Here is a 20,207-nt window from a genome sequence, read left to right on the forward strand (position 1 = left end):
TTGATGGAAGGAATGTTAGATTTGAGAATGAATAATCAATTTAAAAGACATCGTCGCTTACGGAGTAGTGCATCCATGCGGGCGATGGTGCGTGAAACACATCTTCATGTTGAAGATTTTATTTATCCGATATTTGTCATCGAAGGGGAAAATATTAAGAATGAAGTGCCATCGATGCCTTCTGTTTACCAATTCTCACTGGACCGCTTAATGGAAGAGGTAACAGAAGCGTATGAATTAGGTATACGTGCACTTATGTTCTTCGGTGTCGTTACAGGTAAAGACGAGGTTGGTTCCGGGGCGTATGCAGAAGACGGAATTGTGCAGCAAGCTACCAAGCTAGTAAAAGAGAAGTATCCTGAGTTGCTCGTTGTTGCTGATACATGTCTCTGTGAATATACAGACCACGGTCATTGCGGCGTGATTCATGGCAATGATGTAGATAATGACGAGTCATTAAAATTGCTTGCAAAAACAGCTGTATCTCAAGCTGAGGCAGGGGCGGATATTATTGCACCATCTAATATGATGGACGGCTTTGTCGCAGTTATAAGAAAAGCACTGGACGAGGCAGGGTTTACCCACATTCCGATTATGTCATACGCAGTTAAATATGCTTCAGCCTTCTACGGACCTTTCCGCGATGCGGCCGATAGTGCTCCACAGTTCGGTGACCGGAAGACATACCAGATGGATTCGGCAAATCGTCTGGAGGCAATCAGGGAAGCTTGGTCAGACGTTGAAGAAGGGGCAGATTTTCTTATGGTCAAACCAGCGTTATCCTATCTCGACGTCATCCGTGACATCAGAAATGAATTTGACCTTCCCGTTGTTGCTTATAATGTGAGCGGAGAATATGCAATGGTAAAAGCTGCCGCACAGAATGGCTGGATTGATGAGCAACAACTTGTGATTGAAATGCTAACTTCCATGAAACGTGCAGGAGCAGAAATTATATTAACTTATTTTGCAAAAGATATTGCAGCAGTTTTACGTAATTCATGAAGGAGGAACGAACGATGAAAGACTTTTCAAAATCCATTGATGCATATAAAGAAGCAGTTGACTTAATGCCTGGTGGTGTGAACTCACCCGTTCGCGCTTTTAAATCAGTCGGCATGTCGCCAATCTTTATGGAAGAGGGAAAAGGTGCGACAATTATGGATATTGATGGAAATGAATATATTGATTATGTGTTAAGTTGGGGACCGCTTATTTTAGGTCATGCCGATGAGCGGGTAACAACTAAATTGAAAGAAGTAGTTGATAAAGGAACGAGTTTCGGTGCACCAACTGAAATGGAAAATAAATTGGCTGCACTAGTAAAAGAACGAGTGCCTTCCATCGAAATGGTTCGGATGGTAAATTCGGGTACCGAAGCGACGATGAGTGCAATTAGGCTTGCCCGAGGATATACCGGCAGAGATATTATTGTGAAATTTGTAGGAAGCTATCATGGCCATGGTGATTCCTTATTAATTAAAGCTGGTTCCGGTGTAGCAACACTCGGTCTCCCGGATAGCCCAGGGGTGCCGGCTTCGACTGCAAGTAACACAATTACAGTTCCATATAATGATTATGAAAGTGTTCAACTTGCATTCGAACAGTACGGCGACCAGATTGCTGCGGTCATTACCGAGCCTGTCTGTGGTAACATGGGAGTCGTTCCACCAAGAAATAACTTCTTACAAAACTTGCGTGAACTTACTACAAAGCATGGTGCATTACTTATTTTTGATGAGGTCATGACAGGCTTTCGTGTTGGTTATAATTGTGCACAAGGTTATTATGATGTAATACCGGACCTTACTTGTCTCGGGAAAGTTATCGGTGGAGGGCTTCCAGTCGGTGCATTCGGTGGAAAACGAGAGATTATGGAACAAATCGCACCTCAAGGTTCGATCTATCAAGCGGGAACATTATCCGGAAACCCTCTAGCAATGACAGCGGGTTACGAAACATTAAAAGCGATGGACGAAGCGGCGTATGAAGAGCTCGGGAGATTAGCTGACAGGTTAGAGGCAGGTTTCCAGGAAGCTAGCCAGCAACATGGTATTCCATTACAAATTAACCGTGTCGGTTCTATGGTCGGTGTATTCTTTACAGCTGAAGAAGTCATCAACTTTGAAACAGCACAAACTTCTGATTTAGACCGTTTCGCGGCTTATTATCGCGGCATGATTGAAGAAGGAATTTTCCTGCCACCATCCCAATTTGAAGGACTATTCCTTTCAACTGCACATACGATGGAACACATTGAAAAAACAATCCAAGCAGTGAACCAGGTGTTTGCAAATCTAACTAAATAATAACTCACTTTCACAGCCTGCAATCCATTATAATCACTTTCATTCAGCGTAAGTATTTTGTGCATTCATTTTATTGGCGTTCTAATTACCGTTCAGTTGCCCGAAGGACGGATGCGCATCCTGAGGCACACCCGAAGCCTCGACGCACAGGACGTTAATGTCAGACGTTTCCACAGGACGTGGCGATCTTAGTCTGCCTCGGAAGAAAAACGCTTCCTGCTCAGGTCTGGACTTGTGCTATTCCCATAGGAGTCACCGTCCGCCGGGCAACTGAACTGGTCTAAAGGATTATTTTAAAAAGAAATTATTCCGTTATGATAAGGATTGTACTTCTGGAATATTAAACAGTAATCCAAATCACGCCTTTCCTCGGAGCAGTCCAGACACCTCGAGACTCCTGCAGGAGGAAAGGCATAGGTGAGACCCCGCAGGGCGCCAGCCCGAGGAGGCTCACCAGCCGCCTGCGGAAAGCGAGAGGTGTCTGGACTGCGGACCTCCAGAAGAAGTTGCACTTACGTTGAATGAAAGCAATTGGCACTTTATTTAATAACTCACTTTGGATTTTGGTTCGAAAATTAAGTCATAACCTTTGAAGACCTGATACACGAGGATTACTCCTCCAGCTGTATCAGGTTTTTTTCATGCATATCTCCTTTTCCCCATTCATATAGATAGTGTATACACAGGGTTTAACTGTATAGGCAATGGAGAAGGGAGGAGTTATTTTGTCTTCTGCTAATCAAAATTTTCAATTTGAATTACAAGAAACATTATATTTTGACCGAGGCGATGAAGTACTCGAATTAATAGGTGTTTCACTTAATCCGGAAATAACGATTCAACCATATGATACGTACGTGTCCATCCGGGGCGAGATTGAACTGCGGGGAGAATATATGCGCGATGAACAACGGATAGACGAAACAGATCACCCTGCACTAAATGAGCTTGATGATTTGGATGCGAGAAGGTTTGTGGAAAAAGTAGAGTGTAAAGAAGATAATATGGCTGAATTTTATCATCGTTTTCCTGTAGATATTTCCGTTCCGGAATACCGGATTGAGAACATGGATGATATTAGAATAGAAATTATTAACTTTGATTATGAATTACCGGCAAATTCAAAATTACAGCTTACTGCAGTAGCGGAAATTCAAGGAATTAAAGCGGAAGTCGATTTATGGCAAGAACGAGAAACAGAGGAAAGGAAAGTAGAGTCGGAAGAGGACGAAGAACCAGACTCATTCACATTTGAAGTGGAAAGAGAAGAGGTTGTTGCAGAAGAGGAAAGGATCAAGGAAGTAGTAGAGGAGTTGGAGCAAGAGGAAGAAGCGGAAGTGGAAGAGGTAATAGATGTAAATGAAGTACGGGAACTGGAAAGGGAAGAAGTGCAAGAAAATGAACTGATAATCCGTGCGAAGGAAGAAGAGGAAGTAGAAGAAGATGGAAAGACGGCTGAAGTTGTAAATGATGTTAGTTATTTAAAAGACATATTCCGCGATGAAGAGGAAGAAAGCTATGTAAAAATGCGAATTTGCATTGCACAAGAAGACGATACGATCGAATCAATCGCGGAAAGATTTCAAGTTAGTGCGCTGCAGTTAATCAAACAAAATAAACTTGATGAAGACTTTGATATTAGCGAGGGACAGTTACTGTATATCCCGAAGAAATGAAATAATCCCCTTGTGAATGGAAGCAAGGGGTTTTCCTATGTTAAGCATTCCGGAGGTTATCAAGATGGAGAAACAAACTGAAATTCTTAAAGCCTATAATATATATCCTCAGGCAATTGTCGCTGTTACGGACCGGCTGCATAAAGTAAAGGCAGGCGGAAAAGAATATGCATTAAAACGGAGCAGGTTAGATAAACAATCCATAGAAAATTGGGTGTCCGTCTACACCCGCGCAAATCAGGAAAACCTCCATGAAATCATCCCTGTTTATTTAACTCGGAATCGGAAAATGTATGTTGAGTTTGCAGGTGAGTTTTATTACCTGACACCTTGGATAGAGACAAATACTAGATTTATTGGTGAAAATCGCATCCAGTCCATCTATAGGCAAATCGGTAGAATTCATGTTCAAACGAAAAATCTGTACCGATTAAACAAGGATGAATTGGCGAATCGTTTTCAGACATATCAAGGAAACTGTACGAAAGATGAAACTCGGCTACTTGCGTGGATAGAAATCATAGAACAAAAACATTATCCATCTCCCTTTGAACTGCAAGTATTAACCCATTATCGTGATATACGATTCTCCCTTTTCCGCTCCCGTCAACTAGTAGATGAAATCCTTTCCCTCGCGGAGGAGGAGTCGAGTTGGGGAATCAGTCTGAATCATGGTAATTTACAAGCCGGACATATATTTGATCATTATTTTATTAATTGGGAAAGCGCCTGTTATAAACATGCGGTCTTTGATTTAGTGGACTTGTTCCGTTACGGAGCAATCCATGAGTCACAATTGAAGAGCCACTTTCTGAAAAACTTCTCCATCTATATGGAAGAGAATCCGTTAACTTCCCTGGAACAAGCTTTACTCTGCCTATATTTGCTGAACAGTGAAGCATATTTACGCTTAGTCGAGCAATACCATACAGCCAATGAAACTAACATTTCCCATATACAGTTGTCTATTGAACTTGAACAGATTTATCGCCGAATAATCTTCGGGTTGAGTTTCCAAGAAATGCTTGAACAAAGGGCAAGGAAAGACGATTAAAACCATTCCAAGTAAAAAGCAATATAGAGAAATACGAAAACACCTAGTAAAAATACATCTAAAGTTGTCGGAAGTATAATCGTACGGAGAAGCTGATATACTAATAACGGCGCCATCGCTTTTTCTAAAACGAACAAGCATTGCCTCGCCCATGGAGGCAGGCGATAACGATAATACCGACCCATACCATTCACCTCATTATAAATGATGAAGTACCATGCTTTATCGTATGTTGTGGCCACGTTTTTGTTCCGGTTAGAGTTGACGTTTTTAAGTGAAGTGTATACAATATAAGGTAATTAAAATATAATGATGCAAATGATTGGGAAGAGTACAGGATGAACGCCTACAGGAAGGGAAATGATTTGCTGAGAATTTCCTAGGAAGGTTGTGCTGGAAGGTCGCCCTTGATGCAGCTGCTTCGAATTACAGTAGAGGCACGCCGGCTATGCGCCGATATCTGTCGATGAGTGTACAAATATTTATTTGTAAACAAAGGTGGTACCACGGAAGTTAACTCTTTTCGTCCTTTTTTGAAGGATGGAAAGGGTTTTTTAATTGTTAAAACTAAAGGAGGGTGATCGGTAATGTCGGATAAAAAAGTAACATTGCCATCAAAATATAATCCAAATGAAGTAGAAGCGGGTCGTTATCAATTTTGGCTGGAGGGGAAATTCTTTGAAGCCCCGAATGATCCGAAGAAGGAGCCTTATTCTATCGTTATTCCGCCGCCAAACGTAACGGGCAGGCTGCACCTAGGGCACGCTTGGGATACGACAATGCAAGACACGATTATCCGTATGAAGCGAATGCAAGGATATGATGTTCTCTGGCTTCCAGGGATGGACCATGCAGGAATTGCAACCCAGGCAAAAGTTGAAGGTGAATTGAAAAAGATGGGAACGAACCGTTATGAGCTTGGACGGGAAAAGTTCCTTGAGAAATCTTGGGAATGGAAGGAAGAGTATGCTTCTTTCATCCGTTCACAATGGGAAAAGCTTGGCTTAAGTGTTGATTACTCGCGAGAACGATTTACGCTTGATGAAGGATTGTCCGATGCGGTTAAAGAGGTTTTCGTCAAGCTTTATGAGAAAGGACTCATCTACCGTGGCGAATACATTATCAACTGGGATCCGCAAACAAAAACAGCTCTCTCCGATATTGAAGTAATTCATGAAGAGGTCGAAGGGAAATTTTACCACTTTAAATATCCAATCAAAGATAGTGATGAGTTTATCGAGATTGCTACAACACGTCCGGAAACGATGCTTGGAGATACGGCGGTAGCTGTTCATCCGGATGATGAAAGGTACCAACATCTTATTGGGAAAACGGTAATTTTGCCACTTGTCGGTAGAGAAATCGAAATCGTTGCAGATGATTATGTTGATATGGAACTAGGTTCTGGTGCGGTAAAAATAACACCGGCCCATGATCCGAATGACTTTGAGATTGGTAATCGTCATAACTTGGAAAGAGTTCTTGTTATGAATGAAGACGGCACGATGAATGAAAACGCTGGTAAATATGAAGGTATGGACCGGTTTGAATGCCGTGAACAGATTGTAAAAGATCTAGAAGAAATCGGTGCCCTTCTGAAGATTGAGGAAAGGGTCCACCAGGTTGGCCACTCGGAACGAAGCGGCGCAGTTGTTGAACCGTATCTATCGACCCAATGGTTCGTAAAAATGAAGCCACTTGCTGATGCTGCAGTTGCGCTACAAGACAGTGACGATAAAGTCAATTTCTTCCCAGAAAGATTCGAACGGACGTACCTCCACTGGATGGAAAACATTCGTGATTGGGTAATTTCGCGACAGTTGTGGTGGGGCCACCGGATTCCGGCCTGGTACCATAAAGAAACAGGAGAAATCTATGTAGGAAGAGAAGCCCCTCGTGATCATGAGAATTGGGAACAGGATGAAGATGTACTTGATACATGGTTCTCCTCCGCCCTTTGGCCGTTCTCTACGATGGGCTGGCCGGATACAGAAGCGGCTGATTACAAACGTTACTTCCCGACTCAAGCACTCGTAACTGGCTACGACATCATCTTTTTCTGGGTAGCACGGATGATTTTCCAGTCGAAGGAATTTACAGGGGAAAAGCCATTTGAAGATGTGCTCATCCATGGATTAATCCGTGATGCAGAAGGAAGGAAAATGAGTAAATCTCTTGGTAATGGTGTTGACCCGATGGATGTTATCGATAAATACGGGGCAGACTCCCTTCGTTACTTCTTGTTAACTGGCTCAACGCCTGGACAGGATTTACGATTCCACTGGGAAAAGGTTGAATCGACTTGGAATTTCGCGAATAAAATCTGGAACGCTTCCCGATTTGTCTTAATGAATTTAGAGGATTTCAACTATGAAGATATTGATTTGTCTGGAGATCTTTCAGTTGCTGATAAATGGATCCTGACAAGATTGAACGAGACGATTGATCAAGTAACGAAGAATACGGATAAATATGAATTTGGGGAAGCGGGTCGACAGTTATATAACTTTATTTGGGATGAGTTCTGTGACTGGTATATTGAAATGGCGAAACTGCCGCTTTATAGTGATGATGCCGCCAAAAAGAAAACGACGCAATCTGTATTAGCTTATGTGCTTGACCAGACGATGCGTTTGTTGCACCCGTTTATGCCATTCATAACAGAAGAAATTTGGCAGCAATTGCCACATGCCGGAGAATCCATTACAATTGCCAGCTGGCCACAAGTGAAACAGGAATTCCATGATGAACTGGCTGTTAAAGAAATGTCCCGTCTCATGGCTATCATCAAGTCAGTTCGTAATATCCGAGCTGAAGTTGATACACCAATGTCGAAGAAGATCAATATGCTAATTGAGGCGGAGAACGAACAAATTGTCTCTGAACTTGAGCGAAATCGTCCATATGTAGAGCGTTTCTGTAATACGGAAAAATTAGAAATTGCCGCTAAGCTACAAGTTCCAGATAAAGCAATGACAGCCGTTGTGACAGGAGCAGAGATTTTCCTGCCGCTGGAAGGTCTAATCGATATTGATAAAGAATTGGAACGTCTGGAAAAGGAATTGGATAAATGGACTCAAGAAGTAGATAGAGTTAAGAAGAAATTATCTAATGAAGGCTTTGTGAACAAAGCTCCAGAAGCTCTAGTTGAATCGGAAAGACAGAAGGAAAGAGATTACTTGGAAAAACAAGCAAAAGTAAAAGCAAGACTGGAAGAATTAAAAGGCTAGGAAAAAAAGAAGCAGCTGGAAGTTCAACTCATTGAACCCCAGCTGTTTTTTGCTCCCCATTATAATTTATTTAAAATATATTCCACCATATAATCTGCAGCATTGATGCCAGTACATTCATATAAATTCCGGATATGTGCATTGGAGTTTATTTCACATACGATTGGCTGATTCCCATCACCATACAGTAAATCGACTCCGGCAAAATCAGCGTCGATTGCTTTCGCCGCCTTCACTGCCAGTTCCTCTTCTTCTTGTGATGGTGTGTAAGCTTCCATTCGACCTCCTGCCGTAACATTAGCCCGGAAATCACCTGCAGACTTCCTTTTCATTCCAGCGACGACTTTGTCACCCACAACTTGCAAACGAATATCCACTCCATAACTGGTGTGGACAAATTCCTGGAAGACAAATGGCTTATTGCCGATTAACTGGAGTTTTTTATCGAGTTCCTGTTTATTTTTAACAAGATATACTTGCTCACCGAAGGAACCGAATGCTTCTTTCATTACGAGAGGAAATCCGAGTTCTTTAATCGCCTTGTTTATAATCCCTTCGTCCAAACTCCCTGTGTGGAAGATTTTTGGAGCGATAATTGTTTTCGGAATTGGCAGCTGTAATTTGGCGAGTTTTTGATACGTTGCAATTTTATCATCACTTACAGCAATCGCTTTTGCCTGATTAAATACAGGAACACCAAGGTATTCCAATTGCTTCGCTAAATAAATATCCTTATCTGTAAACACTACATAATCAGGAAGGGGGATTTCTGGTAATAAACCAAGACTAGAGGTTGTAAGCAGACTTAGTAAATCATTATTTTTAATGATTTCAGCCTTACTATTTAATGCCCTTGCAGCTGTTTGAATCATTTCCGCGAAATCAAGAAATTTATTTCCTGGCAAGTTGCCGTTATAGATGATCCATCCGGTTCGTTTCAACTTTCATTTTCCTTTCTGCTATAATTAACTTACGATTAATCGAGGAAAGCGGTGTTATCATGTTTTCTACTATACAAGAGGTGGAAGTGTTTTTCAATGAACGAAAAAAATTGGGGATGAAACCAGGTCTTGAACGGATTACTGGATTGCTCAAGCGTTTAGATAATCCAGAAAAACATTTCAAAGCGATTCACATTGCTGGTACGAACGGTAAAGGATCAACATTGCATTTTATTAAAGCCGCCCTGATGGCAAATGGTTATGAGGTTGGGGTTTTTACATCACCGAGCTTCACGGGCTTAGGAGGCCACATTTTTCTAAACGATCAACAACTATCTGAACAAGCATTGCTTGAATGGATGAATCGCCTTTTCCCACATATTAGGGAAATGGATAAGGCGGATCTTGCACCGACAGAGTTTGAAATACTTACTGCTCTGGCGTTTTCTTTTTTTGCGGAAAATGGAGAAATTGTTCTGATTGAGACGGGAATGGGTGGGCGATTCGACACAACGAACGTCTTGCAGCCGATTCTGTCGATTATTACATCGATTGCTCTTGACCACACGGATTATTTAGGCGGAAGTGAGGAGGAAATTGCTTGGCACAAGGCTGGAATTATTAAAAAAGCGATACCAGTTATCATTGGTAATGTGAGTGAGGAAGCTTTTGCTGTAATTAAAGAAGAGGCCCGGCAAAAACACGCTCCCTATTATAGGCTTGGGATCGATTTTAATCGCAGCCAGCTTAACCTGCAAATGAAAGGTGAACACCAGCTTGATAATGTCAGTCTTGCGATTCAAGCGGTCCTTATTTTAAAGGGAAATGGCTTTGAAATGGATGTAGAAAAAGGGATTCACCAGATGGAAAAGACGACGCTTCCCGGCCGGTTTGAACAGATTCAAAGTAATCCAGTGATTATCCTTGATGCCGCCCATAACCCGGACGGGATAAAGGCTTTTGTTCAGACTGCCAATGCATTATTCCCAGATGCGGACAAGCATGTGATTGTTGCCATGTTTCGTGATAAGGCAACGGAAGAGATGCTGCACTTACTAACAGAACAATTTGATCATGTCACCCTCACTTCCTTCGATCATCCGCGGGCATGGAACCTTGATGAATTACAAGGAAGTACCTCGGTCGACCAAATAGAATCTGACTATCAAGCAGTTCTCAAACGTACTTTACAAAGTGATAGCGTATATTTTATTACCGGCTCGCTTCATTTTATAACAGAGATACGTCACTATTTATTGAATCAACGTAAAAAGTTGTAGAAAACTTTTACAATTCACCTGACAAATTTCTTCTAGTTTTTCATTCTGAATATGGTAGAGTGATGCAAAGGAATTCTAGCAGGGAGTGACGAGATGTCAGATAATAAATATACGGATGATCGGTTTATTGAGGATGGCAGCGCAGTAAAGAAGAAAGTAGAAAATGAGTTTACACCTGTCCATTATCATCCAAAAAAAGTAAAGGATAAGAGTTGGCTTGCACCTGTTTTCCTGACCATTCTATCAGCCGGTGTGATTGGTACAGTGTTAGGAATATTTATTATCAATTTATTTACCGGTATCGAAAATGAGCAGACGGGTGAGGATCCGAGTCCCTCTACAGCAGTCACCGCCCAAGAAACGGACAATCAAGTAAAAGCGGAGCAACAATTGCCGACACTTGCTGCTTACGTTCTCCAAGCTGGTCTATTTGAGGAAAAAGCAAATGCAGAGGAATGGCAGCAATCCTATATGTCAGCAGGGGAACCAGCATTCATTTGGGAGCGAGACGGTCAATACTTTTTATTGATTGGGATTTTCCATACGGAGGAACAAGCTAAACAAAGAGCCGTGGAGTTACAAGGTGAAGGATTCGATGTGTTCGTCAAAGAGTGGCAAACGAATGAAAAAGAGCTGAATCTAACAGAAGGTGCGTCTGAATGGGTCAATCAGCTAGGGCAAGTATGGGAGGAAGCATTAACTGCCAAAGAAAACACTCCCCTCGTGAACCATTTGGAACAAGCACCAAAAGAAGATGAATTAGGGAATCTCGTTGAAATTTTGGGTGAACAGACAGAAAATATTGAAGTTTATCTTCTCCAAGTCATGCAAGCTTATGATAATTTATAACTTGTCTGTTTTAGAATTATCAACAGATAACACCACCTGATAAGGAGAATATCCTCGGGTGGTTTTTGCATTTTCACTTGGAAAACAGTCTATAAAAAAGGGATACGGGAAGTTGAGTTTTCCTTGCGAAGTTCGTAAAGTGAGAGCAAGAAAGGAGGTTGTAGGAATGCAAATCATGATTAAAGATGTACCGAAAGAGGATAGACCGAGGGAGCGTGCTATTCGACTTGGGGCAAGTCATCTGACCAATCAGGAAATCTTAGCAATCCTGCTCGGTAGCGGCACGAAACTAGAGTCTGTCACGATGCTCGCCAATCGGGTCCTTATGCATTTTGAAGGGTTAAAATTATTACACGATGCCACATTTGAAGAATTGACAGCGATTAAAGGAATCGGTCATGCAAAAGGAGTGCAGATCCTTGCTGCAATTGAACTTGGAAAAAGAATGAGTCAGTATAATCCGGATGATAAATACGTGATCCGTTCACCCGACGACGGAGCAAATTATGTCATGGAAGAGATGCGCTTATTGAAGCAGGAACATTTCGTCGTTCTGTTCCTGGACACCAAGAACCACGTTATTCACAGGCAAACCATTTTTGTCGGAAGCCTCAATGCTTCGATTGTCCACCCGCGCGAGGTCTTCCGTGAAGCCGCAAAGCGTTCAGCTGCTTCGATAATTCTGACACACAATCATCCTTCAGGGGATCCCTCACCATCTCAAGAAGATATCCATGTGACGAGACGCTTAGTCGAGGCTGGGAAAATAATGGGAATAGAAGTACTCGATCATTTAATCATTGGAAATCGTAAATTTGTGTCATTGAAGGAAAAAGGGTATCTGTAACAATATAAGACTATCTATTTTATCATTTATTTCGTATAATATTATAGGAATTGTTTTATCAAGCGCCATTTTTCTGCTAACAATTGAAAGTGGCGCTTCTTAATCTTGAAAAAGGCTAAAATGAATGTTTGCAACAGGTTTAAGAAATAGATATAGTTAACTACATATAAGAAATTCGTGAACGGAGAGGGAGATTGGATTGGCAAAGTTTAGTTTTTCGCAGGATTTTGGTATCGATTTAGGTACTGCAAATACATTGGTGTTCGTTAAAGGTAAAGGAGTAGTTGTGCGGGAGCCGTCCGTTGTTGCCAAAAATTTGGAAACAGGTAATATCGAAGCGGTTGGAAGTCATGCAAGAAATATGATTGGTCGTACGCCAGGAAACATAACAGTTATTCGGCCGATGAAAGATGGGGTTATTGCGGATTATGACACGACGGCAGCGATGATGAATTATTATATTAAGAAGGCAATGCGTGGTCGTTCCATTTTTGCAAAGAAACCGAATGTGATGATTTGTGTTCCTTCTGGAATTACGATGGTGGAAGAACGTGCGGTAATTGATGCGACTAAACAAGCTGGCGCCCGCGAGGCGTTTGCGATCTCAGAACCATTTGCTGCTGCTATCGGTGCTGGTCTTCCTGTTTGGGAGCCTACAGGCAGTATGATAGTCGATATTGGCGGGGGAACAACAGAAGTTGCGGTAATCTCCCTTGGCGGCGTTGTTACAAGCCGTTCAATCCGTGTAGCCGGTGATAATATGGATGATGCGATTATTAATTATATCCGCAAAGAATATAGCTTGTTAATTGGAGAACGTTCAGCGGAGTCAATGAAATTAGATATTGGAACGGCAGGAGAAGTAACCGAAGACAGCGAATTGGATATTAGAGGAAGAGATTTGCTGACTGGCCTGCCGAAAACAATTTCAGTAACTGCGAAAGAAGTATCTTCTGCTTTAAATGAAACAGTGGATGCAATTGTTGAAGCAGTGAAGAACACACTTGAAAAAACACCGCCAGAACTTGCTGCAGATATTATGGATCGCGGTATTGTACTGACAGGCGGTGGCGCGATGCTCAAAAATATAGACCAAGTAATAAGTGATGAAACGAAAATACCGGTTTTCATTGCGGATGAGCCACTAGAAAGCGTGGCAGTAGGAACAGGGAAGTCAATTGACTATATCCAGCATTTCCGAAATACAAATGTTTCAACTCTATCTTCAAATAATTAAGTAGGTGTTTTCATGCGTTTTTTTAGGAATAAACGACTTTTTATCTTTCTGATTGGTTTTATCTTACTCGTCGTGCTTGTTGGTTACACCTTCAAAGACCGGATAAATGTTACCTTTGCAGAAGAATTTATAAACGATGCGATTGGCTGGGTGCAATATGTGATCCACACACCAGTCAATTTTACAACAGATGTCTTTACAAATATTAAAGATTTCCGCAACACATATGAAGAAAATCAGGTACTGAAAGAACAACTTAGCCAGTACCGCTCACTCATTTACGAAGTTCAGGAAGTTAATAAAGAAAATGAAGAATTACGTGATGTGCTCGATTTGATGGAATCTGATTCAATTCGCAGTCATGAGGCAATTCAGGCAATCGTTATTGCCCGCTCTCCCGAAAGATGGCTTGAACAGGTAACAATCAATAAAGGTAAAAATCACGGTGTCAAAGCAAATATGTTAGTTATGACGGCAGATGGGATGATTGGAAAGGTTCAGTCAGCCAATGAGCATACTGCTAGAGTAAAATTGTTAACCGGATTTGATCAATTTAATCGGATATCTGCAATGGTTTCCCGTGATAAGGGACGCAATATATTCGGTATGATCGAAGGGTTTGATGAGGAGACGAATTCATTACTCTTCCGCATCATTGAAGAATCGGAGCAAGACATAGAGGAAGATGACCTTGTCGTATCTTCTGGTATGGGGGGCGTATTTCCAGCGGGAGTTCCGATTGGTACAGTAAAGGAAGTGACATCAGATCAATACGGTTTAACCCAGATTGCTCTTGTTGAGCCGTCTTCCGATATGTATGATATTAATCATGTCATCGTACTTGACCGTGCAGTTGACCAAGTTGATGAATCTAGTGAGGCAGATGATGGAGAAGAGGAGGACAATGAAGAATGAAAAAGGCCTACTTACCACTCATTCTACTTGTTCTTGTAATTATTGAGGGTTTGGCAATCAACCTTCTACCAAAAGAAATAGCATTAAGTGATTATTTAATTATCGCTCACTGGGTTCTAGCTTTTCTTGTTTACATTGCTGTTTACTACGATGTGGAAGATACATATTATTCCATTGTATATGCCTTTATGTTTGGGCTATTAATTGATGTTGTCTATGCAGGTGTTCTTGGTGTTTATATGTTTTCCTATGGGATCGCAATCTACGCTGTACACGGTCTCCAGAAAATATTGCATCGTAATTTTTACGTCTTGCTTCTACTATGTGTTACGGCAATTGCACTTGCTGATGGCTTAATTTACTTGATGTATACCGTTATTGGTGTGACAGATATGATTTGGTCGGATTATTTACTTAGAAGATTACTGCCGACAATACTTGCTAATCTGTTATTTTTACTACTTCTATTTCCTTTACTTAAGAAACGAATTGTTCGCTGGAGTGAGGAACAATTGGATCACGGAAATTAAAAAGTAGAGGATATTTAGGGCTTTTTTGGAAGAGGTGACGAAATTTGCATGAAAAGAAACCAATAATCACGATAAAAGGGAACAGGGAAGGCCTTACATTAATGATTGATGATGAAGTGCCTTTTGATGAAGCCCTTGTCGAATTAAAAGATAAATTACAATCGACTCAACAAAATAAAAATGAACCGGTTGTTTCTGTGAAAGTACAATCTGGCAATCGTTTTGTAGACGAAGAAAAGCAGTATAAGTTACGGGATATGATTGAAGGGGATAATCATTTTAAAGTAACAGCAATTGAAACAAATGTTGTTCACCGTGATGAAGCGCTGCGCTGGAAAGAGGAGAGTGAAATTAAGACGATCCACCGGATTATTCGTTCTGGACAAGTCTTAAAAGTAACTGGCGATCTCCTGCTTATTGGTGATGTAAATCCGGGTGGTAAGGTTATGGCCACTGGTAATATTTATGTTTTAGGTAATTTATTCGGGATTGCCCATGCTGGTTATAAAGGTGATCGCAGTACGTTTATTGCAGCATCTTATATGAAGCCAACTCAGTTGCGGATTGCTGACTATATTAGCCGCGCGCCAGACTATGAAGCGGATGGTGTCTATATGGAGTGTGGCATAATTGATGAAAATGAAGATAAAATCATCATTGATTCGTTAAAGCTTCTTTCACGGAAACGAAATGAAATAAGCGGATTCGAAAGGAGAATGCAAAATGGGTGAAGCTATTGTAATTACTTCTGGTAAAGGTGGCGTAGGAAAAACAACAACGACCGCTAATATAGGTACAGCATTAGCTTTAATGGAGAAAAAAGTCTGTCTGGTGGATACAGATATAGGCTTAAGAAATCTTGATGTGATTATGGGACTTGAAAATCGGATTATCTATGACATTGTGGATGTCGTTGAGGAACGCTGCCGGTTAAATCAAGCATTGATTCGCGATAAACGCTTCGACTCTTTGGTTCTTCTCCCAGCTGCACAAACCAGTGATAAATCTGCGGTTACCGTTGAAGGTATGAAAAAAATCGTTGCTGAATTGAAGCAAGAATATGATTATATCATTATTGATTGCCCTGCAGGAATTGAGCAGGGATTTCAAAATGCTATTGCGGGAGCAGATCGGGCTATTGTCGTAACGAACCCCGAGAAATCAAGTGTACGTGATGCTGATCGCATCATAGGCCTCTTGGAACAGGAAGAAATGACGGAAGCTCCTCGTCTTATTATCAACCGGATCCGGAATCATATGATGCAAAGTGGAGACATTATGGAAGTGGATGAGATCGTCCAGTTATTGGCGATTGATTTAATTGGTATTGTGATCGATGATGAGGAAGTCATTAAAGCTTCTAACAATGGCGAGCCTGTTGCTTTAAACCCCAACTCTAAAGCTTCCATTGCTTATCGAAATATTGCAAGAAGAATCCTTGGAGAAAATGTTCCGCTACAATCTTTAGAAGAAGATAAAGGCATCTTCCAACGCTTCAAAAAATTCATCGGCATGCGCTCATAAAACTATAATAATATTAATCAAAACCGATACTTTTAAAAGTGTCGGTTTTTTGGTTTCTTATTTGAATCTGCAACTACTATATATCGGAGGTTAATCCCGTCGCACCAGAAATACAGTATACTTTCCGCGGGCTATTCATCCAAAACAAATTAAAATGAACAGAAACTCCTGCGGGAGGCCGGCTAAGTACGGTCACGTCCTGTGTGACCAATGCCGGCATTAGAGCCTCCTGTCCGTCGATAGGCATCAACTATAAATCATTCATAACTCCGGACGAGCTTTCATATATTGATAAGGAAATAGCAGGAAAGACGGTGAATGGAATGAGTAGGGATATAAGAAAAGTTCGAAAAGCAATAGAACAACGTAAAAAAGAACGGAGCGTACCAAAAAAAGGAATGGAACAAGACAGTGGAATCTTTCACCAACCTGAAGAAAAACACGGATACCCACCAGAAATTAACAACTATGTTTTTAAAAAGAAAGCAGGTAAAGACCTTGTAACCGGCCTGATGATGAAAGGTATTCTGTCGGGAATTCTATTCTTTTCTGTCGCTCTTTTAATGACTACTAACCACACCTTACTTACAAAACCTCAGGAAATGGCCAATCAATTATTACGTAATGACTTCCCATTCGCTAAAGTAAACAGTTGGTACCGGGATGTATTCGGCAGTCCATTAGCATTCTCCCCGCAATCTGTGGATCTGCCAGAGGAACACCAGGAAGCGGTTATGCCGGTAACAGGAGATATAATTGAAACCTTCCAAACGAATGGAACAGGTGTAAAGATATCCCCAGGTAAAGAAACGGATATCGTTGCACATCACGAAGGAGTTGTTGTATTTGCAGGAAAATATCCGGACACAGGCCGAACAATTGTCGTCCAACATGCTGATGGGACGTATTCTAGTTATGGTAATTTAACGGATATTGATGTGCATCTTTATCAATACGTATCGGCAAACGAGCGAATCGGTGCATTCGCACCTACGGAAAGTGCTGATGCAGTTTATTTTTCTCTGGAAAAAGATAATACATTTCTAGATCCGGTCAAGGTGATAGTGGTTGATGATGGCTCGTAACCTACTTCCTCCGCTTCACATTCATCCAGTTCTAATATTATTTATCGGCATTTCTTTACTGACCGGTACTTTCGTGGAAATGATGATTATCTTTGCAATTGTGTTTATTCATGAAATGGGGCATTATTTAGCGGCGAAATTTTTCAAATGGCGGGTAAAAAGAGTGATGCTCTGGGTGTTTGGTGGAGTAATGGAGACGGAGGAGCATGGGAATCGGCGGGTGAAAGAAGAATTAATCGTTACATTGGCAGGACCAATTCAGCATATTCCAATCTACTTTGTCCTTCATGCGCTGTTTTATTTCGAATTGATTTCTGAACCGCTATTCCAAACAGCGATATGGTATAATACGGTTATACTTTTATTTAATTTATTGCCAATCTGGCCACTTGACGGCGGAAAAATTCTTTTCTATTTATTATCGGTCATCCTTCCTTTTCGGAAAGCATTGGATGCCATTTTTTTATTATCTTTGTGTTTGTGTGCTTTTCTTTCGATAGGTTATATAATTTTTTACCCATTTACGTTGACTTTTACCGCAATCATGATTTTTCTATTTCTTGAAAACAGATTAGAATGGAAACGCCGATTCTATGTATTCATGCGTTTTCTTATGGTAAGATACAGAGGGAACGAGACTGTTAAAAAAATTGAACCGTTATATTTGCCGGGTAATTTAACATTGATGGACGTATTTAATCATTTCAAAAGAGAAAGAAGACATTTGATCATTATTCCAGCAAATGAAAGATCCGTTAAGCGAATCGATGAAACAGACTGTTTACATGCCTATTTCCATGAAAAACAATATACAAAACGAATAAAAGATTTATTCTAAATGGAAACTTGACATAACTGCTTTAAATATGGTAATATCAATACGTTACTCAACGTAGCACCAGTGCTACAACCGCTCAGAACAGGTTTTAAACTTTTATGAGTGAGAGTACCTGTATGGCGAGTCTTAGTGATTAAGGAGGTGCGGATTCATGTACGCAATTATCGAAACAGGTGGTAAGCAAGTTAAAGTTCAAGAAGGTCAAGAAATTTATGTTGAAAAAATTTCTGCAGAACCAAACGAAACGGTAACATTTGACAAAGTACTCTTCGTTGGTGGAGATGACGTAAAGGTCGGAGCTCCATATGTTGACGGTGCGAACGTAACAGCTAAAGTTGAAAAGCAAGGCCGTCAAAAGAAAATTAGAGTATTCAAATACAAACGTAGAAAGAACTACCATCGTACACAAGGGCATAGACAGCCTTACACAAAATTAGTAATTGAAAAAATCAATGCTTAAAGGTCGGTTCAAGTGATTCAAATAACTGTTGAACGTAAGAAAGATTTATTGCACTCCATTGAACTTTCTGGACATGCTAAAAGTGGACCATATGGCTATGACCTCGTCTGCGCGGCTGTTTCCGGAGTGTCGATTGGGGCAGTAAACGCAGTCTTCGAATTAACTGATACGGATATTGACATTAAGCAGGGAGGAGAAGGTGGTTATTTAAAAATCACTTTCCCTTCCCTCTATATTGAAGACGAATTGGAAAAGGCACAACTTCTTCTTGAAGGAATGCTTGTTTCCTTAAAATCCATTGAAATGGAATACGGTGAATTTATACGAATTCAGGAAACATAAGGAGGTGCACGACATGCTACGTTTAGATTTACAGTTCTTTGCTCAGAAAAAAGGTGCAGGTAGTACTCGTAACGGACGTGATTCACATTCAAAACGTCTAGGCGCAAAACGTGCGGATGGCCAGTTTGTAACAGGTGGTTCCATTCTATACCGTCAACGCGGTACAAAAGTTTACCCGGGTGATAACGTTGGCCTTGGTTCAGATGATACACTATTTGCAAAAGTGGATGGTGTTGTTAAGTTCGAACGCTATGGTCGCGACCGTAAGAAAGTAAGTGTTTATCCGGAAGCTCAAGAAGCATAAAAGATAAATAGCGAACTCCAGCCAAATTTCGGCTGGAGTTTTTTACTACCTACATAGGAACCTATAAATTTAAAATGCTGTAGATAAAGTGAAACTTCATTCATTGGGGAATTCCTTCCCTCCCCAATGAATGTTAGTTGAACAGAATCAAGGATTTAGCGACAAGAAAGACCTCGTGCTTTTAACCTTTCCCGTCTTTATTATATTTGATGAAGTATTCATTCGTTTCTGCTATACTTTCTATATCAATGGGAGGTACACTTATGGAAGCAAAAGAGGTAGTTAGTATCATTCAATCGTATCGTCATGATTTGCTGAACGATCTGCAGATTATTCAGGGATATGTTAAATTAGGTAAGATGGAAAAAGTGGACGACAATCTGAATAAACTCTTCGCATTTTTCCATAAGGAAAGGAAATTACTGAATCTGAATATCCCGCATGTTGTTATCTGGTTTTTGGAATTCAGGATGAAGTACAATCAATTCAAGCTAGATTATTCGATCCGAGTTGATGATATAAAATTAACAGATACAGATCTGTATATTAAAGAGAAACTGGATCAAATTATTCAAGATATAGAACAAAAAGCCGATGACGAAAACGTTTATACCATTCACGTGGATTTTACAGAAAATGAAAAAGGCTGTACTATAAATGTTTCCATCGATTTGAAAGAGAGAAGTGCGGAAGATAATATTCCCCCTTCAGAAGATATTTACATAAAACAAACACCGGAAAAACGGATCTATAGTTTTGACGTGTTTGCAAGTTAAGAGGTGATAG

At 40.7% G+C, this 20,207-nt stretch carries 21 protein-coding genes and 2 other annotated features; of the genes, 19 read left to right on the plus strand and 2 right to left on the minus strand.

Annotation, left to right across the window (positions count from 1 at the left end):
* The first annotated feature begins 27 nt into the window (after positions 1-27).
* The 4 genes from hemB (at position 28) to SPD53_RS00310 (ending at position 5,039) form a co-directional block, all read left to right on the plus strand.
* Entirely contained in the window at positions 28-1,005 is a 978-nt protein-coding gene (hemB, locus tag SPD53_RS00295; protein ID WP_336251338.1) for a porphobilinogen synthase, read from the plus strand.
* Positions 1,006-1,019: 14 nt separating this feature from the next.
* On the plus strand, positions 1,020-2,309 hold the full coding sequence (gene hemL / locus SPD53_RS00300; protein WP_336251339.1) for a glutamate-1-semialdehyde 2,1-aminomutase: 1,290 nt from the start codon (positions 1,020-1,022) through the stop codon (positions 2,307-2,309).
* Between the two features lie 725 nt (positions 2,310-3,034).
* Positions 3,035-3,985, plus strand: a complete 951-nt coding sequence (locus SPD53_RS00305; protein WP_336251340.1) for a LysM peptidoglycan-binding domain-containing protein — start codon at positions 3,035-3,037, stop codon at positions 3,983-3,985.
* Positions 3,986-4,049: 64 nt separating this feature from the next.
* Positions 4,050-5,039 (plus strand): hypothetical protein, encoded by a 990-nt coding sequence (locus SPD53_RS00310; RefSeq protein WP_156856302.1) that lies wholly within the window; start codon positions 4,050-4,052, stop codon positions 5,037-5,039.
* Here the strand turns inward: SPD53_RS00310 and SPD53_RS00315 are convergent.
* On the minus strand, positions 5,036-5,224 hold the full coding sequence (locus SPD53_RS00315) for a hypothetical protein (protein ID WP_156856301.1): 189 nt from the start codon (positions 5,222-5,224) through the stop codon (positions 5,036-5,038). The genes SPD53_RS00310 and SPD53_RS00315 overlap by 4 nt on opposite strands.
* A 124-nt stretch (positions 5,225-5,348) precedes the next feature.
* Positions 5,349-5,573: a binding site (T-box leader), on the plus strand.
* Between the two features lie 53 nt (positions 5,574-5,626).
* Between SPD53_RS00315 and SPD53_RS00320 the strand changes: the two genes are divergently transcribed.
* Positions 5,627-8,269, plus strand: a complete 2,643-nt coding sequence (locus SPD53_RS00320) for a valine--tRNA ligase (protein WP_156856300.1) — start codon at positions 5,627-5,629, stop codon at positions 8,267-8,269.
* Positions 8,270-8,328: 59 nt separating this feature from the next.
* Here the strand turns inward: SPD53_RS00320 and SPD53_RS00325 are convergent, their stop codons facing one another.
* Positions 8,329-9,210: an ATP-grasp domain-containing protein gene (locus tag SPD53_RS00325; protein WP_156856299.1), complete on the minus strand. Its 882-nt coding sequence runs from the start codon at positions 9,208-9,210 to the stop codon at positions 8,329-8,331.
* Positions 9,211-9,269: 59 nt separating this feature from the next.
* On the opposite strand from SPD53_RS00325, the gene SPD53_RS00330 reads away from it, so the two are divergent.
* The 14 genes from SPD53_RS00330 to SPD53_RS00395 all read left to right on the plus strand — a co-directional run bounded on the left by SPD53_RS00330 (position 9,270) and on the right by SPD53_RS00395 (position 20,197).
* Positions 9,270-10,490: a glutamate ligase domain-containing protein gene (locus tag SPD53_RS00330; protein ID WP_156856298.1), complete on the plus strand. Its 1,221-nt coding sequence runs from the start codon at positions 9,270-9,272 to the stop codon at positions 10,488-10,490.
* Between the two features lie 93 nt (positions 10,491-10,583).
* The gene (locus SPD53_RS00335; protein ID WP_156856297.1) at positions 10,584-11,339 is read left to right on the plus strand and encodes an SPOR domain-containing protein; all 756 of its coding nucleotides are present in this window, start codon (positions 10,584-10,586) and stop codon (positions 11,337-11,339) included.
* A 166-nt stretch (positions 11,340-11,505) separates the two neighbouring features.
* Positions 11,506-12,186, plus strand: coding sequence for a RadC family protein (gene radC / locus SPD53_RS00340; protein WP_156856296.1), 681 nt, complete (start codon positions 11,506-11,508; stop codon positions 12,184-12,186).
* 199 nt (positions 12,187-12,385) lie between these two features.
* Positions 12,386-13,423: a rod shape-determining protein gene (locus SPD53_RS00345; protein WP_156856295.1), complete on the plus strand. Its 1,038-nt coding sequence runs from the start codon at positions 12,386-12,388 to the stop codon at positions 13,421-13,423.
* A 12-nt stretch (positions 13,424-13,435) separates the two neighbouring features.
* Positions 13,436-14,338 (plus strand): rod shape-determining protein MreC, encoded by a 903-nt coding sequence (gene mreC / locus SPD53_RS00350; protein WP_156856294.1) that lies wholly within the window; start codon positions 13,436-13,438, stop codon positions 14,336-14,338.
* A complete protein-coding gene (gene mreD, locus SPD53_RS00355) occupies positions 14,335-14,868 on the plus strand; it encodes a rod shape-determining protein MreD (protein ID WP_156856293.1) in 534 nt (177 codons plus the stop codon). Before mreC ends, mreD begins: the two co-directional genes overlap by 4 nt.
* A 44-nt stretch (positions 14,869-14,912) precedes the next feature.
* Positions 14,913-15,599, plus strand: a complete 687-nt coding sequence (gene minC, locus SPD53_RS00360) for a septum site-determining protein MinC (protein WP_336251341.1) — start codon at positions 14,913-14,915, stop codon at positions 15,597-15,599.
* Positions 15,592-16,392, plus strand: coding sequence for a septum site-determining protein MinD (gene minD, locus SPD53_RS00365; protein WP_336251342.1), 801 nt, complete (start codon positions 15,592-15,594; stop codon positions 16,390-16,392). Before minC ends, minD begins: the two co-directional genes overlap by 8 nt.
* A 323-nt stretch (positions 16,393-16,715) precedes the next feature.
* A complete protein-coding gene (locus tag SPD53_RS00370; protein WP_336251343.1) occupies positions 16,716-17,477 on the plus strand; it encodes a M23 family metallopeptidase in 762 nt (253 codons plus the stop codon).
* Positions 17,464-18,315 (plus strand): site-2 protease family protein, encoded by an 852-nt coding sequence (locus SPD53_RS00375; RefSeq protein ID WP_336251344.1) that lies wholly within the window; start codon positions 17,464-17,466, stop codon positions 18,313-18,315. The genes SPD53_RS00370 and SPD53_RS00375 overlap by 14 nt, the downstream gene beginning before the upstream one ends.
* A 60-nt stretch (positions 18,316-18,375) precedes the next feature.
* Positions 18,376-18,452, plus strand: a sequence feature (ribosomal protein L21 leader region).
* 14 nt (positions 18,453-18,466) lie between these two features.
* Positions 18,467-18,775, plus strand: a complete 309-nt coding sequence (gene rplU, locus SPD53_RS00380; RefSeq protein ID WP_336251345.1) for a 50S ribosomal protein L21 — start codon at positions 18,467-18,469, stop codon at positions 18,773-18,775.
* A gap of 12 nt (positions 18,776-18,787) precedes the next feature.
* Entirely contained in the window at positions 18,788-19,117 is a 330-nt protein-coding gene (locus SPD53_RS00385; RefSeq protein ID WP_336251346.1) for a ribosomal-processing cysteine protease Prp, read from the plus strand.
* A gap of 13 nt (positions 19,118-19,130) precedes the next feature.
* On the plus strand, positions 19,131-19,421 hold the full coding sequence (rpmA, locus tag SPD53_RS00390; RefSeq protein ID WP_156856287.1) for a 50S ribosomal protein L27: 291 nt from the start codon (positions 19,131-19,133) through the stop codon (positions 19,419-19,421).
* 263 nt (positions 19,422-19,684) lie between these two features.
* The gene (locus SPD53_RS00395; RefSeq protein WP_336251347.1) at positions 19,685-20,197 is read left to right on the plus strand and encodes a Spo0B domain-containing protein; all 513 of its coding nucleotides are present in this window, start codon (positions 19,685-19,687) and stop codon (positions 20,195-20,197) included.
* The last annotated feature ends 10 nt before the right edge of the window (positions 20,198-20,207 follow it).

It is taken from the genome of Oceanobacillus sp. MO10714A (assembly GCF_037072045.1).
Taxonomy (GTDB): domain Bacteria; phylum Bacillota; class Bacilli; order Bacillales; family Amphibacillaceae; genus Oceanobacillus; species Oceanobacillus indicireducens.